Origin of the sequence: Mycolicibacterium wolinskyi str. Jessa 2025 (genome assembly GCF_049241375.1) — a bacterium.
In the GTDB taxonomy this organism is placed as follows: Bacteria; Actinomycetota; Actinomycetes; order Mycobacteriales; family Mycobacteriaceae; genus Mycobacterium; species Mycobacterium wolinskyi.
Map to the genome: position 1 here is coordinate 2,961,406 of NZ_CP185960.1, position 13,024 is coordinate 2,974,429.

Annotated in this window: 10 protein-coding genes and 2 pseudogenes; 7 read left to right on the plus strand and 5 right to left on the minus strand. The window is 63.1% G+C overall.

The window, feature by feature from the left end; translation table 11 throughout:
* The first annotated feature begins 30 nt into the window (after nucleotides 1–30).
* From ACOI2T_RS14565 to ACOI2T_RS14585, 5 genes and pseudogenes are all read left to right on the plus strand, one after another.
* Nucleotides 31–1,437: an NAD-dependent succinate-semialdehyde dehydrogenase gene (locus ACOI2T_RS14565; protein ID WP_409501732.1), complete on the plus strand. Its 1,407-nt coding sequence runs from the start codon at nucleotides 31–33 to the stop codon at nucleotides 1,435–1,437.
* 513 nt (nucleotides 1,438–1,950) lie between these two features.
* Nucleotides 1,951–2,913, plus strand: a complete 963-nt coding sequence (locus ACOI2T_RS14570) for an amidohydrolase family protein (RefSeq protein WP_409501733.1) — start codon at nucleotides 1,951–1,953, stop codon at nucleotides 2,911–2,913.
* A gap of 59 nt (nucleotides 2,914–2,972) precedes the next feature.
* The gene (locus ACOI2T_RS14575; protein WP_409501734.1) at nucleotides 2,973–4,403 is read left to right on the plus strand and encodes an MFS transporter; all 1,431 of its coding nucleotides are present in this window, start codon (nucleotides 2,973–2,975) and stop codon (nucleotides 4,401–4,403) included.
* 313 nt (nucleotides 4,404–4,716) lie between these two features.
* A pseudogene (locus ACOI2T_RS14580) lies at nucleotides 4,717–4,929 on the plus strand (integrase core domain-containing protein); the annotation flags it as partial.
* A gap of 515 nt (nucleotides 4,930–5,444) precedes the next feature.
* On the plus strand, nucleotides 5,445–5,930 hold the full coding sequence (locus ACOI2T_RS14585) for a GNAT family N-acetyltransferase (protein WP_409501735.1): 486 nt from the start codon (nucleotides 5,445–5,447) through the stop codon (nucleotides 5,928–5,930).
* Between the two features lie 10 nt (nucleotides 5,931–5,940).
* Here the strand turns inward: ACOI2T_RS14585 and ACOI2T_RS14590 are convergent, their stop codons facing one another.
* From ACOI2T_RS14590 to ACOI2T_RS14610, 5 genes and pseudogenes are all read right to left on the minus strand, one after another.
* Nucleotides 5,941–6,585 (minus strand): M15 family metallopeptidase, encoded by a 645-nt coding sequence (locus ACOI2T_RS14590; protein ID WP_409501736.1) that lies wholly within the window; start codon nucleotides 6,583–6,585, stop codon nucleotides 5,941–5,943.
* A gap of 227 nt (nucleotides 6,586–6,812) precedes the next feature.
* A pseudogene (locus ACOI2T_RS14595) lies at nucleotides 6,813–7,657 on the minus strand (LLM class F420-dependent oxidoreductase).
* A gap of 62 nt (nucleotides 7,658–7,719) precedes the next feature.
* Entirely contained in the window at nucleotides 7,720–8,997 is a 1,278-nt protein-coding gene (locus ACOI2T_RS14600; RefSeq protein WP_409501920.1) for a lipase family protein, read from the minus strand.
* A gap of 238 nt (nucleotides 8,998–9,235) precedes the next feature.
* Complete coding sequence (locus ACOI2T_RS14605; RefSeq protein WP_409501737.1) at nucleotides 9,236–10,168, minus strand: alpha/beta hydrolase; 933 nt, start codon at nucleotides 10,166–10,168, stop codon at nucleotides 9,236–9,238.
* Nucleotides 10,165–10,623 (minus strand): DUF3237 domain-containing protein, encoded by a 459-nt coding sequence (locus ACOI2T_RS14610; RefSeq protein WP_409501738.1) that lies wholly within the window; start codon nucleotides 10,621–10,623, stop codon nucleotides 10,165–10,167. Before ACOI2T_RS14610 ends, ACOI2T_RS14605 begins: the two co-directional genes overlap by 4 nt.
* A gap of 240 nt (nucleotides 10,624–10,863) precedes the next feature.
* On the opposite strand from ACOI2T_RS14610, the gene ACOI2T_RS14615 reads away from it, so the two are divergent.
* On the plus strand, nucleotides 10,864–11,427 hold the full coding sequence (locus tag ACOI2T_RS14615) for a cupin domain-containing protein (RefSeq protein ID WP_085149588.1): 564 nt from the start codon (nucleotides 10,864–10,866) through the stop codon (nucleotides 11,425–11,427).
* Nucleotides 11,428–11,475: 48 nt separating this feature from the next.
* Nucleotides 11,476–12,981 carry a CoA-acylating methylmalonate-semialdehyde dehydrogenase gene (locus ACOI2T_RS14620; RefSeq protein ID WP_409501739.1) on the plus strand — a complete coding sequence of 502 codons (1,506 nt, stop codon included), beginning with the start codon at nucleotides 11,476–11,478 and terminating at the stop codon, nucleotides 12,979–12,981.
* Nucleotides 12,982–13,024 lie beyond the last annotated feature (43 nt).

The following is a 13,024-nucleotide window of genomic DNA, read 5'->3' on the forward strand; positions in this document are numbered from 1 at the left end:
GCACCGCGACATTCGATTCACAGGAGAGCCATGACATCCACAGACACCCGCACCATCCTCACCATCAACCCCGCCACCGGCGAGCCCTTACAGCACTATCCAGTGCTCACCAACACCGAAATCGAGCAGGTATTAGCACAAACCCATGCGACCGGACTGACATGGCGACGTGTGGGGGCCGAGGAACGCGCACGCTTGCTCGGCACCGTCGCCGACGCGCTGGAAACACGTCGGCATGAGCTGGCGGCCCTGGTCACTGCAGAAATGGGGAAACCACTGGCGGAGGCCGCTGCAGAGGTCGACAAATGCGTACGGCAGTGCCGTCAGTATGCAGAAGACGGCGCAAGCTATCTCCAACCGGAATCCATTGCGGTGCCGGCACAATCCTGCCAAATCGTCTATGAGCCGCTCGGTGTGATTCTGGCCGTGATGCCCTGGAATTTTCCGCTATGGCAGGTCTTTCGGTTCGCCATCCCGGCGCTGTTGGCCGGCAACACGGTGCTGCTCAAACATGCCCCCAACGTGACAGGTAGCGCACTGGCGATCGAGGCCGTAATCGAGGCATCCGACCTGCCCATCGGTGTGCTGCGTACCTTAGTCATCGACGAGTCCGAGGTCCCCGCTATGGTCGACCGACTCATCTCTGACTCCCGGGTCGCAGCAGTCACATTGACCGGATCCACCCGCGCGGGAGCGTATGTTGCTGCTGCGGCGGGGCGGGCACTCAAAAAGAGTGTCCTCGAACTCGGCGGGTCCGATCCTTTCGTGGTACTCGCCGATGCGGACATCGCAACCGCGGCGGCGCACGCGGCCAAATCCCGATTCATGTGCACTGGTCAAACCTGCATCGCCGCCAAACGTATTGTGGTGCACAAGGATGTAGCCGATCAATTCCAAACGAAGTTCGTGGAAGCCGTCGAGGCCTTGGTAGTGGGTGATCCCACCGACCCCGCCACCACCGTGGGCCCGCTCGCCCGACCTGACATCCTCGATCAAGTGGCAAAGCAAGTTGAGGAGTCTGTGGCGCAGGGCGCCGCTGTGCTCACCGGGGGCCGACGGCTCGACCGCGCCGGCAACTTCTATGCCCCCACGGTGATCACTGATGCGACCGACGACATGCCGGTACTCGCCGAAGAGACCTTCGGGCCTGTCGCGACCCTGATCCGGGTGGATGATGACGATCAAGCCGTCGCAGTGGCCAACTCCAGCGAGTACGGTCTGGCCGCGAGTGTGTGGAGCCAAAACGTCGACCATGCGGTGACCGTGGGTAGTCGCATCGAATCGGGCGTCCTGTTCATCAACTCATTGGTGATGTCGGATCCACGCGTGCCATTCGGCGGGATCAAGCGCAGCGGCTATGGTCGCGAACTCGGCGCCGCTGGAGTGCGAGAGTTCACCAATCTCCGCACTGTCTGGGTTGCGCGGACAGACGGATAGTCCAACAACTTCGCGCGAGCGCGGCTATAGCGCCCGCCTGGCGCGACAGCTTCAACGACACGTGAATCGCTCGACGAGATGACCACTGACACAGCAATGTTCGGCCTGATGCTGCTCGCCGCGGCAATACGGGCGCTCATGTCCTGTCTGAGGCGCAGAGCTGAGCGAACACCAGCCGACGATTACTGAGATTTTCGATCCTCAAGTAAGACGGAATCACCGCCTGTTTGTCGCCGGAAAGATCACTCCGGGCATCCCGATGCTCAAAACACGTCGGTTAGAAGACCCAATTCGAATGGGGCACATTATTCGAACATGGTCTGCAACCGCTCCACGCAAGCCGCAGACATCGCCGGAAATGAGGCCACCGACGCACGCCATGCTAAATGACCGCATATATAGGAGAGAGCCATTGAAAATCGTCGGACATTGCAACTGTGCGTCACGGAGGCGCGCGCGTGTGTGGCGGGGAAATATTATCGGCACCTTTAGCCGGGGGTGGAGATGACGAGTATGCGAACGATCACTCTTGAAGAGCATTTCGCCACACCCGACTTCGCTGGTGGCCCTGGCGGGCACCTGGCCGCCGCATGGGGACAAGACACTCTCCACGTCCTATGTGATCTCGGTGCCGGCCGGATTGCGGCGATGGATGCGGCCGGCGTCGACGTCCAAGTGCTGTCACTAACGTCACCGGGTCTTGAGCAGTTGTCGCAGTCCGAAGCTCCGGGATGGGCACGGTCGATCAACGACCGAGTGGCTAGCGCGATTGCCGCCCATCCAACTCGTCTGCGCGGATTCGCTGCGCTACCCACTGCATCGCCGGAGGACGCTGCCGGCGAACTGTCTCGGGCCGTCACGGAACTGGGCTTTCTCGGTGCAATGGTCAACGGGCACGTCGGAGGCCGCTACCTCGATGACGAGTTCTTCTGGCCGATCCTGGCCAAGGCGGAGCAACTGCAGGTGCCGATCTATCTCCATCCCACCATGCCGCCCCAAACGGTGATCGATGCCAGTTACACCGGCAATTTCTCGGCGGAGGTCGGCCGGATACTCGCTGCCAGCGCATGGGGTTGGCACATGGAGACCGGAAACCACCTCTTACGCATGGTGCTGGCCGGAGTGTTCGACCGATTCCCCAGGTTGCAGGTGATGATCGGCCACCTCGGCGAGGCGCTGCCTTTCATGCTGCCGCGCATCGAGCAGGTCTATGACAGCTTTGCAGACACCCAACTGGAACGCAGAATCACTGCCTATTTCCGGGAGAATGTGCACTACACAATCGCCGGGTTCAATTTCGTTCCCAGCTTTCTGAACTTGCTATTACAGGTGGGGGCCGATCGGATTCTCTTTTCGGCGGACTATCCATATACGTCAATGGAAGACGCTCAACATTTTCTCAGAGAGTTGCCGATCAGTGAGTCGGATCGGCACAAGATCGCCCACGGTAACGCCGAGTCGTTGTTCGACATATAAACCCGCGCCACAAAACCTCGCCACCAATAGAGATTGGCCTTCAATGAGACGAGTCACTCATGACTTCAGCTGAATACAACACCTCTGACAAGCAGGCCGCGGACACCTCGGCAACGCTGGCCGCGCGAATGGATCGCATCCCGATGACCAGGCGGCACCGCAAGGTCGCCGTCGTGGTGGCAGCCGGCACATTCTTCGACGCATTCGATTCTCTTGTCCTTGGAGTTGCGCTCACGGCGATAGCGGCCAGCCTCGGCCAAGGAATGCTCGGCACCGGCCTGTTGATCAGCTCCGGCTATCTGGGCCAGTTCCTCGGGGCTCTTGTGATCGGTGCTGTCGCCGATCGGATTGGCCGACGGCAGGCATTTCTGATCGCTATCACCGTGTTCAGCCTGCTTAGCCTGGCCTGCGCCTTCGCGTGGAGTCTGGAAGCGCTGACAGTCGCCCGACTGCTTCAGGGCATCGGCTTGGGCGCCGAGACCCCAGTAGCGGCGATTCTGATCAGCGAGTACGCGCCCGCACGACGCCGAGGCCGCGCCGTCATGCTCTACCAGGCTGTCTTTGCCTGGGGGGTCTTCGCCGCACCGCTGGCAGGCTTGGCAGTGTTCGCCGTGGTCGAACCAGATGTGGCATGGCGGGTGCTGTTCGCCCTCGGCGTCTTGCCGCTGCTGATTGTCCTGCTGGCCCGCCACGTTCTCCCCGAGTCGGCTCGATGGTTGATGAGCAAGGGCCGACTCGATCAAGCAGAGCGGATTGTTGTCCAATTCGAGGACGCTGCCACCCGAGATAACAAACACCTGCCCGCTCCTGAACGACGGGACGATGCCAGTCCTACCGCGCCCACCCGGCTAGCAGAGATCTTCAGCCCGGCGTACCGCACACGCACAATGCTCAACGGCACACTATGGTTCACCACCTACTTCGTGACGTACGGCTATGCGGTGTGGCTCCCGTCGCTCTACGTGTCCATCGGCGGACTACAGATCAGTGAATCGCTCTATCTCACACTGGCGGTGGCCTCCGCTCAGTTGATTGTCGTCTACCTATTCGCACTCACCGTCGACAGACTCGGACGGCGCCCCACATTGATCGCGGGCTACACCGTGGCGATCACGGGCGCGGTGGTGGGCCTCGCCATGGTGCAGGCGGGCCTGACCGGCTGGCCGACGCTCTTTGCCGCTGGACTGTTGATCGCGATCGGTTGCTACGTTCCAGCCGCTGGACTGTTCCTCTACATTCCCGAGCTCTACCCAACCCGGATCCGTGGCTGGGGCACCTCGGCCGGAAGCTCAATGAACCGGCTAGCCAGCGTTATCGCCCCCACTGTCGTTGGTTGGCTGCTCGCCAGTGGATTCGGTCTAGGCGCCGTATTCGCAATGTTCGCCGTCGTGCTGCTCATCGGCCTCGCAGCGATGGTGCGCTGGGGCGTGGAAACCAAAGAGCGCTCGCTCGAGGAGACAAGCGAGGAAATGAGCGACGGCTCAACCTGAACCAAAAGGCTTGGGCAATACCGGCGGCGCGGTGCTCGCGCCGCCGGTACCAACGTTCTGATTTCGTCCACGGTTGCGTCCTCGAGCAAGCACCCTCAAGTAGCCGCGGTCAGGGTCTCGGCACGTCACCTCACATGTTGCCTCGCCGCGCGGCCTTTGGCCTGGTTGTCGGTAATGTAGGGTCGATGCTCGGCTTCGTATGCAGCGAAGGCGGTTTCGTGGTCACCGTCGGTAGCGGCGAGCTGTCGGGCGAGTGTGCGCGCACCGATAAGCGCTGGGCCGCACCGTCGGCAACCGCAACAACAAGAAGCATGCCCACAAGAAGACCCGGCCCTACCGCCCGCAGACCAACGGGAAGGTGGAGCGATTCAACCGCACCCTCAACCAAGAATGGGCCTACGCCGATACCTACTTCTGCGATGAAGCCCGAGCAACGACCTACCAGAGCTGGCGGCATCACTACAATCACCACAGACCCCACACCGGCATCACGAGCAAGACACCCTGGACCGACTGTGCCACGTAGGCACGATCTTCCGGACGGTCGCGTTCGGCTTCTGCAGCGAGTGCCATGACGATGCCGCGCCTACGCCCGTCAGGGCGATCACGTTGCGCTGGCCCAATTTTCGACGGAGCGTCCGGCGACTCGTCTCGATGGGGTGGCCTGGCGTCAACTCCTGGTACGACGGGACTCGCGTCAGCAGCTCACGGGTGGCCGAAGACGAGGACGTTGTGGTCGCGTGTGAGCAAACCTCGGAAGGAGCCACGAACCACGGCTACGTTGAGGCTCCGGTATGACACGGAACTGGGATTGATCTTGTATGACACGTGCTGGGATTTTCGTGAAAAGTCGAGTTCAGACCGCGGGTGAAGTGTCACCGAAACTGGGAACCTACAGCACCCACCCGCCAAGTTCGCCGACGTGCGGTGTCGTCACCTCACCATGCGGACCGCCCGTTCGAGCGGCGATCGAGAAGCGGAGGGAAGATTGATTCGTGAACAATAGGCCGGGGCAGATTGTCCGAGTCGACTGATCGGGACGTGACGGTTCGGCCGATCGGCGCCGACGAGTGGGATTTGTGGTGCCGGCTTCGCATCGCGGCGCTGACGGACGCACCTGACGCGTTCACGGCGCGACTTTCCGAGTGGTCGAGCATCGGCTTGCCGCGATGGCGTGACCGCTTCGAGACGAGAACCGCTTACAACCTGGTGGCAGGGAGGGCTAGCCAGCCGATCGGCTTGGTGAGCGGACTCATCGTGTCAGCAGATGAGTGTCAGTTGAGATCGCTGTGGGTCAGCCCCGACGCACGAGGATCCGTGGCGGCCGGCCTGCTGGTCGAAGCGATCATCGAGTGGGCCCGCCAGCAGGGTGCGACCGAGTTGACCCTGCGTGTCATCGCGGACAACACGCGCGCCATTGATTTCTACCGACGGCACGGATTCGTCGAAGCGGGTGATGGCGGCGGCGACCCCGTTGACCGATCACCGCGCGAACTGGCCATGGTGCGAACCATTCGCGCAGCGTGATGACGGACGCTCACTTCTGCATCCTTGGATCCTCCGTCGGGTCGGCATACAGCAGCGGGCAGCCGTGATTGGTCGCGTCCGGACGCAGTTCGAAATGCCACGGTTCGTTGGTGTAGATCTGGCACAACCCGTGTTCGGCGCCGTGCGTGGACAACCAGGACGCGGCCTCGGCGGGCCCGATGTCTACCGCGTCGCCCGACACATGAGCGGACGTGGCCGGCGTGGCCACCCATCGAGCGGCTTCGTCTGCCGACCCGTACTGCGCGATCGCCTCACGCAGAAGCTGTTCCTGGTATGCGGGCGAACGCCAACCGCTGTTGACAGCGAATACGACACCTTCGTCTGCTGCCTGCGTTGCCGCCAGGCGCAAAGCGCCGAGCAGGTCGGGGTCGAGATTGACGACGGCCGGAGAAGTTTCGTCGAAGACCGTCACTTCGTCGTCAACGACACCGTCGGCGACGCCGACTCGGGAGCGTGACGGCGCCGCACCGGGCGGGCGAAGCAGGTCGTGGTGTTTGACGAGGATAGCTGCCCCCGCCGCCGAGGACGGGGACACCACGTCCTCGTGCACGAGGACGCCGAGAAGTGCGGTGGCGAGCAGGACAGATACTGCAAGAAGGACCAATTGCACTGAGCGGTAGCTGTTCACAGTCATGGCTTCAGTCAATGCGGTGCGCTGTTGTCGGCACGTATGTGGTTCTGAATATGCCCGCGATATGTCACGGCGGGGCGTGCGCAAACGCGGCCTGGAAGAAGTCGTGACACGCAGATATGGGGCGAAGTGTCACCGAAACTGGGAACCTACAGCCGTCGACCTGGCTTTCGGTTACGGCATCCATAGCTGCCTTGGCGGCACGCCGGCGCATGCCCGTCCATCGGGGGTCAGTGGAGGCCAAGCGGTCCGGCCAGTGCGGCGAGCGTAGGAATCAGGGTCTCGGGTCCGGTCAGGGCCTGCACGGGCACGTGATTGGCGCCGGCGGCCAGATGCTCTTTGAGCCTGGCCGCGACGGCTTCGGCGCTGCCGTACGCGACGAGGGCGTCGATCAGGGCATCGCTGCCGGGTGTCGCGACGTCGGTGTCGGTGAACCCCAACCGCTTCAAGTTGTTCACGTAGTTGGTCCCGTGCAGGTAGATGTCGAGAGACTTCCGCCCGACGGCCCGTGCCTGTGTAGCGTCGGCCATCAGCGCCACCTTCTGCACAGGGGCGATGAACGCATCAGCGCCGACCAACTGACGCGCCTTCGCAGTGTGCTCCGGGGTGGTCAGGTAGGGTGGGCTCCGGCGCTCCGGCGTGCGGACAGTTTGAGCACCTGTGGGCCGAGAGCGGCGACGACGCGCCGGTCCTTGGGCACTCCGTACTCGTCGAGCTTGTCCAGATACTCGGTGAGCGCGTCATAGGGCTTCTTGTACTCGGCGATCAGCTCCGGGTGCCCGACTCCGATCCCGAGCAGGAACCGCCCAGGATGGGCCGCCTCGATGCGGTGAAACGACTCGGCAAGCAACCCGGCCTCGGCCGACCAGATGTTGACGATACCCGTTGCGACCTGCAGCTTCTCGGTCTGTTCGAGGAGCGGCTCAACCCAGTCGAGGTCAGCCGGCGGCGAGCCGCCTCCCCAGATGGCGCCATAGCCGAGTGCCTCGATGTCCCTGAGTTGCGCGCCGGTCAGTTGTTTCCACTGCTCGAAAAGGCCGAAAACGCCGAAGGAGCCGAGGTTCGGATGCGTCACTTCTAAACCAACCTGCCGTGCGCTCAAGGGTATTCCGGTTCTCTGCTGTCTCTAGGGGCGAGTCAGGCGCAGGTGGCTGTGGCGGGTACCCCGTTGAAGCGGTCGGAGATCCACGCCATGCTCCGCTCGCCATCGACGAAGGCGGTCAACAGTGCATTGGTGTTCATCTTGTTGAGGAACGGCGGTTGTTCGTTGGTCCATAACGTGACGTCGGCTCCCAGCGCGCACCAATCTCGCGCGGTGGCCACCACCGACTCATACGGCGCGAAGGAATCCCACCGATTGTGTGAGAGGTAAACTGGCCCAGTGGGTTTCACGTTCCCGATCCGCTGCATTGCCAGGATCGAGGCGAGCGGCTCCTCCCGCACCGATTGATAGAGATCCTTTTTGAACCATGGCTGCAGATGCCGGAACGCGTAGTCGATGCCGGTTTGGATCATGCACTGCCTACTGGTGTTGGCCAGCATTTCCGCGCCGCGCGGGGTGAGGGAGTCCGCAATCGGTTGTGTCATATCGGGATACGCCTCTTGAATGCCTCTCAGCACCCAGCCGAGTGACCCGGCGAGCTGGTTCCCGTCAAGGGGCGGCAACATGCTGGGCAGGTCGGTTGTCGCACCGTTGGCGTAGGTTCCGACAACATCGAGTTCGGGTGCGTACGCGCCGGCCAGCTCGGCCGCGGCCAACGCTGAATGTCCGCCGCCGGCCAGCCAGCCCCAGAACGCGACGGGCCCATCCGGACGCAACGAGGTGTCGGGCAGTTTCATCGCCGCACGCGCGGCGTCGTTGAGTGCCGTCCCGCCTGCCACCCGGTTCAGGAACTGTGGCGCCATCTGACCGTGAACTCCCAAACCGACACCGTCAGTGACCACTATCGCGAAGCCCCGCGCCAGCAGGGTCGCGATGAATCCCTCCTCAAGATTGAACATCAGGTCGAAACCCGTGTCCAAAGAGGCGTGGATTCCTTGGTTGAACAGGCGAGACGGAGCGCACTGTTCTCCCATCCCGTACGGGGCGGTCGCGTAGGCAAGCAACGGACGGGGTCCGTTGCCGGGCCACGGGACGTGAGGTTCGATGTAGGTGCCGGTCACCGCGACGGGATGGCCCTGAGCGTCGGTGCTGCGGTACATGATTCGAGTTCCGGTTCCCACGAATGAACCCAGTTGTCCGGACGGCTCCAGTACCAGTCTGGATGGTTCCGTGCGGATGAGGTCGCCCGGCACGCCCTCGGGCAAGGGATTCGGTGGCGTATAGAATGCCAAGTACCGTGATTCGTCCGCCCGGGCATTCGGCATGTTCGCCGAAAACGGCGCTGACACAACGATGCAGAGGGCAACGACCATCGCCCTGACCCAGATCCCCGCCGACCGGGGACTGCTATGACGTGAGATGCCGCGGCGGCGTCGCGGGAAGGGCGCATATTCGTCACCTGGAAAGGGAATCATCGTTGGTTTCCTTTGGTTGGACGGTCTGGACGACGGAAGATTGTGGGACCGATGCGGAACCACTGCGCGCCGGTAATATGTTGTGCCGGTGGCTGTTCGAACAGGCGCGTGCTCACCGCTCGCCGCACCAGAGTGCCTATTTGAGCAGCTCGGCGAGTTCTCTCGCGAATACCGTGATGGCGTGATCGCCATCGTCGACCACACCTGCCAACAACGGGAAGCTATGTGGCATGCCTTCGTACTCATGGGCTTTGACGTTGATCCCTGCCGCAGCGAGGTTTTCGCCGTAGCGGTGGGCGTCGTCGGCGACGGGATCCACCTGAGCACTGACGATTACAGCAGGCGGGGCGCCCACGAAATTCTGCGTCAGCAACGGTGAGGCGAGGGTCGAACGACGGTCGTCGATCTCGGGTACGTACATGTCGTACGCCCATTCGAGCGCGGCCCGGGTGAGAAATGGGCCGTCCTTGTAGCGCTGGACGGAGTCACTGCTCATGGTGGCATCTAGCGCCGGACACAGCAGGCCCTGCGCCTTGATCGGAGGGCCTTGTTCTCGCGAGGCGAGCGCAACGCTCGCCGCCAGTGCGGCCCCCGACGAATCGCCTGCGATCGCGAGAGCTTCGACATCGATGCCGAGTTCGTCGGCATGCTCACTTACCCACGAACACGCATCGGCGGCATCATGGTGAGCGCGGGGAAACCGGTTTTCTGGCGCGAGGCGGTATGCAACGGAAATCACGATGAGCTCGCCCCGCACGCAGAGTTTTCGACAGAGCCGATCGTGGGTGTCCAGGCTTCCGCGTACGAATGCCCCGCCGTGCAGATAAACGACGCCCGGCAGCGCCGGTCCAGATTCGGGTGGGCGGTAGCACCGCGCCGCGACCACCCCTTGGCGGACGGGGATGGTGAAATCGATTACGGTGCAACGAGTATCGACGCTACCCGCCAGCGCGATCAATTTCTCGCCCGCCTCCCTGTATGCCGCGATTGACATCTCCCACGGCTGTGCGGCGGGGCGTTCGGACAGGGTCTGCAACAGCCGCTGGACCTGCGGATGCAGCACACTCATGCGGTGACTCGGAAGACTTGGAATTCGACGATGGGTCCGGGTTGGATGCGTCCTTGTCCGACGAAGATGGTTTGGTTGACCCATTTGTATTTGGGGTGGCCGGATTCCAGGCGTGGGGTGGTGACGAAGTAGTGGTCTCCGAAGTCGGTGCCGGTGGTGGCGCCGCCGAGGGCGTCTGCGGCGGCTTCGGTGACTTCGACGAGGCCTTGGTAGCTCATGTAGATGACGGCGCCGTCGTCGGTGTAGAACTGGGCGCGTACGTCGAGTCGGCCGTAGCCGTCCTCGCCGGCCAGTAGCCAGTCTCCGCCGCCGGGGGCGGCGGTTCCGCTGAATCGGTTGCCGGTGACTTTGCCGCCGGTGACGGCGAGGACCTGGCGTAGTCCGTAGGGTCCCGGGCCGACGATCTGGAGTTCGGCAAGCTCTGCGGTGTAGCTGAATTCCGGCTCCAACTTCATTGATCTACCTCCATTTTCGAGCGCGTCTGCCTTCGGCTCCGCGGCGGATCTGAGCGTGCACCATACGTCGGTGATAGTCAACACATTGTCGATTTTCGGATTGACGGCGACAAGGCGGCACGGTTTTCGCAAAGTAGACACTGTGTTGACTACAGTCGACTGTGAGTCTAATCTCAACTCCGGTAGGCCGTGATGCCGAACACCGGCGCATGGCGTCACACCGACAGAAGAGGGATTGACATGGCCACCAGATCTGACGTCGACCAGATCCAACCGACAACTTCACGGGATGGCGAGAGCTACGTCTCCCACCGGGAAGACATCCACTTCAACATGACCGGCGACTTCATGACGGGTGTGGATTTCTGGATTCATGCGACCGGTGAGTCCACGAACGGCCAGCTGATCGTCATCGAGACCAACTGGGTACGCGGAACTGAGCCGGTCTGGCACATCCACCACCGCGAGGAGGAGGGTTTCTTCGTGATGGACGGCGAGATCAAGATCCATACCGAGGCCGGTTCGTACAACGCCAAGAAGGGCCAGTTCGTTTGGGGGCGTAAGGATCAGCGGCACACCTATGAGGTGGTCGGTGAGGAAGCCCGGATTCTCGTGGTGTTCGTGCCAGGGCCCGACAGTGCGGGTTTCGAACCCAACGGCGGCATCGACAAGTACTTCTACGAAGCCCGGAACCGTGAGCTTCGGACGCCCGAGCAGCTGCAGGCGGAGGTCGAGAACCTGAAGGTCAACTACGGCCTGGAGATGTTCCCCGACCTGCCGCATCCGCGCGACCTGCAGGACTGAGCCTGGTTGTCGCCGAGGACATTCGCCTTACCGAGCATTGGAGTTGCTGTGACCATCGATGTATCTCTTGACACCGTCCCGCATTGGATCGGCGGCGCGGCCGTGTCCTCGACGGAGGGGCCACGCGCCGACATCCATGATCCCGCTACGGGGCGCGTGATCGGCACTGTCGTGCTTGGCGGCGCCGATGCGGTCGACGAAGCCGTCGTCAGTGCGCGAGATGCCGCGGCGGCCTGGGCCGATACCCCCGGCCCCGTCCGTGCATCGGTGCTGCACCGCTTCCGGGTGCTGCTGCATGAGCAGATCGACGATTTGGCGGCGATCATCACCGCCGAACAGGGCAAGACCCTTGCGGACGCCAGGGGAGAGTTGGCGCGCTCGATCGAAGCCGTCGACGTGTCGCTCTCGGTTGTGCAGCAACTCAAGGGCGAGTACGCCGAGCAGGTCGCCAACGGGGTTGACACATACTCCTTCCGGCAACCTCTCGGAGTGTGCGCTGGAATCACGCCGTTCAACTTTCCGGTCATGGTGCCGGTGTCGATGTTTGCGGCCGCGATTGCGTGCGGGAATACGTTCGTGCTCAAGCCAAGTGAGCAGGTGCCCTCGGCATCGGTGCAGTTGGCGCAGATCATGAGCGAGGCGGGACTGCCGGACGGCGTGCTCAACGTGGTGCACGGCGGTGTCGAAGCAGCCGAGGCGCTCATCGACCACCCCGATGTCGCGGCAGTGTCGTTCGTCGGGTCCACTCCGGTAGCGCGTGCGATCTACCGGCGCTCGGCTGAGGCCGGCAAGAAGGTGCAGGCCCTCGGGGGCGCCAAGAACCACCTTGTGGTGATGCCCGACGCGGACCTCGACGCTGCCGCCGATGCGCTGGTGTCGGCGGCGTACGGTGCCGCGGGTCAGCGATGCATGGCCGTGACGGTCGCGGTCGCCGTCGGTTCGGCGGCAGACGCGCTGGTAGACAAGATCGCCGACCGCGCAAGAGCGTTCAAGGTGGGCGACGGCGCGGCGTCGGGTATCGACATGGGGCCGTTGATCTCAGCGGGCGCGCTCGATCGGGTCCGCGGGGCGTTGGAACGCTCGGTTGAGCAGGGCGGGCAACTGATCGTCGACGGCCGTGACCGGCCTGCGGCAGGGGACGGCTACTTCATCGGCCCGAGTCTGGTCGACCGCGTCAGCGTCGAGAGCGACCTGTACCGCGACGAGGTGTTCGGACCGGTCCTCAGCGTCGTGCGCGCCGACGATCTCGAGCAGGCCCTGCAGATCGTCAACGACAACCCCTACGGGAACGGCGCAGTCATCTTCACCGGCAGCGGCACGGCGGCACGTCGGTTCAGCCGGGGCGTGACGGCTGGCAGCGTCGGGATCAATGTGCCTATCCCCGTGCCGATTTCCTGGTTCGCCTTCGGTGGATGGGGCGACTCACGCTTCGGAGATGACGGCCTCAACTATGACGGCTACCGCTTCTACACGAGGTCCAAAGTGATCACGCAGCGCTGGACTGAGCCGACGCCGGGCCTTGCACCGCACTTCGTCGCGGCGGGCCGGCAGTGACCTCGCCACCAGCCGCCGGACCGGTTCGGCTCGACCACGTCGG

Coding starts and splice junctions, on each gene's coding strand:
- ACOI2T_RS14565 (WP_409501732.1), top strand. CDS start 31: ATGACATCCACAGACACCCGCACCATCCTCACCATCAACCCCGCCACC.
- ACOI2T_RS14570 (WP_409501733.1), top strand. CDS start 1,951: ATGCGAACGATCACTCTTGAAGAGCATTTCGCCACACCCGACTTCGCT.
- ACOI2T_RS14575 (WP_409501734.1), top strand. CDS start 2,973: ATGACTTCAGCTGAATACAACACCTCTGACAAGCAGGCCGCGGACACC.
- ACOI2T_RS14590 (WP_409501736.1), bottom strand. CDS start 6,585: ATGACTGTGAACAGCTACCGCTCAGTGCAATTGGTCCTTCTTGCAGTA.
- ACOI2T_RS14600 (WP_409501920.1), bottom strand. CDS start 8,997: ATGGTCGTTGCCCTCTGCATCGTTGTGTCAGCGCCGTTTTCGGCGAAC.
- ACOI2T_RS14605 (WP_409501737.1), bottom strand. CDS start 10,168: ATGAGTGTGCTGCATCCGCAGGTCCAGCGGCTGTTGCAGACCCTGTCC.
- ACOI2T_RS14610 (WP_409501738.1), bottom strand. CDS start 10,623: ATGAAGTTGGAGCCGGAATTCAGCTACACCGCAGAGCTTGCCGAACTC.
- ACOI2T_RS14615 (WP_085149588.1), top strand. CDS start 10,864: ATGGCCACCAGATCTGACGTCGACCAGATCCAACCGACAACTTCACGG.